Origin of the sequence: Candidatus Hakubella thermalkaliphila (assembly GCF_013281975.1) — a bacterium.
Classification (GTDB): Bacteria; Actinomycetota; Humimicrobiia; order Hakubellales; family Hakubellaceae; genus Hakubella; species Hakubella thermalkaliphila.
Genome location: NZ_BLRZ01000226.1, coordinates 1 through 1593, shown reverse-complemented (window position 1 = coordinate 1593; position 1593 = coordinate 1). Strand labels below are relative to the sequence as shown.

General features: G+C 52.1%; 2 protein-coding genes. Both read right to left on the bottom strand.

From position 1 onward, the window contains the following. On the bottom strand, positions 1-184 hold a 184-nt coding region (locus HW443_RS13070), incomplete at its 3' end, for a hypothetical protein (protein ID WP_219857251.1). 101 nt (positions 185-285) lie between these two features. Continuing rightward, on the bottom strand, positions 286-1593 hold a 1308-nt coding region (locus HW443_RS11105), incomplete at its 5' end, for a S41 family peptidase (protein ID WP_176238214.1).

Here is a 1593-nt window from a genome sequence, read left to right as displayed (position 1 = left end):
GTTTTGAGCCACTATGGTCTTTTCGACCAAGCTCCCTTCCTCTGGCCAGGCAGAGCAAAAATTCTTTGGGCAATTTATTATAACATAGGGCCAAAATGTTGTCCAGGGACCTTTGGGCTAGATTTTTATTTGAGGCAACACGAGGGTACCGTCCCGGAAGTCTCCCTCTCCCAACACCTACCACCCAAGACTATCCTGTTCGCTAGCCCCTCTAGCAAAGGGGTCTAAGGGTTCGCGGAACCAGACAGTACAGACAGCCCAACTGGCTGCAGGTAGTGGCTATCCTTATCCTGCTCCCTTGAAAATAACCCAATTTTCATGCGATGTGGTGCGCCGCGGTGCATGGGCGATTCCCTTGAAAATAACCCAATTTTCATGCGATCTGGTGCGCCGCGGTGCATGGGCGATTTCTTTGAAATCCTTCACCCCCTTGCCGCCCATAAGCTCCTTTAGAACTTCCATCCCCTTATTCTGGATAATATCTTCTGTCTCCTCGCCCTCCGATTTGATCACCACGTCGGGCTCAAGGCCTACCCCCTCATTGCTTCGGCCGGAGGGAAGGTAAAAAAGGGCGTTGGTCAACTTTATTCCTGAGCCGTCCGGCAGGGGCTCAATCACCTGCACCGAGCCCTTCCCAAAAGTCTTCTCTCCCACCAGAACAGCCCGATTATTATCCTGCAAAGCGCCAGCAGTAACCTCGGAGGCGCTGGCGGTGAACCTGTCTATCAGAACCACCATAGGAGTTTCCTCATCTCCGGTGCCTGTCCCCTGATATACCTCTTCCGTGCCCTCCTTTCCTCGTACCGTTACAATATTGCCTTCCCTGACAAAGAGACGGGATACCTCCACCGCATCGGTAAGAGGACCTCCGAAATTATGCCTTAAGTCAAAAATAATGCCCCTAGCTCCCTCCTCTTTCAGCTCCTTGAGCGCCTTTTCCACCTCCGCAGCGCCACCCACGCTGAAAAATCTGTAGCCAACATAACCTATCTTATCCTCCATCATTTTGGAAACCACTGAGGGCACCCGGAACTCCTCCCGGACCAACTCCACCTCATAGATTTCTCCTGACTCTCCCCTCTGAAGCTTTATCCTGACTCTGGTCCCCTTCTCCCCTCTGATCATAGCCACCGCTTTGTCAATATCCATTCCCTGCACGAACTGGCCGTCCACAGCCAGAATAATGTCTCCCGATTTGATACCAGCTCTGTAGGCTGGAGTCCCTTCGATGGGGGCTACCACTACCAGTTGGTCATCCTCTTTAGTAACAAACATTCCCACTCCCGAGGTCTGGCCCCGGTAGTCCTCCATGATCAGTTGGTAATCCTGAGGACTGTAGTAGACCGCATGCTCATCTTGTAGAGACTCAAGCATTCCCTCAATAGCGGTTTCGCGAAGAATTTGGACAGAGACCTCCCTGAGGGAATTCTTGATAATAAGCTCCATGGCCTCCTGGATAACTTTAGCCGATTCGCTGATTGCTCCCACCGAGGGCTGGTCCCCCAGAGCAGCTCGAATTTCCTCTTTCAGGGGCAGGAAATTTTGGGAGTAGAGAACTCCTGAAGCAAATCCGGAACTAACCAGGGATATGGC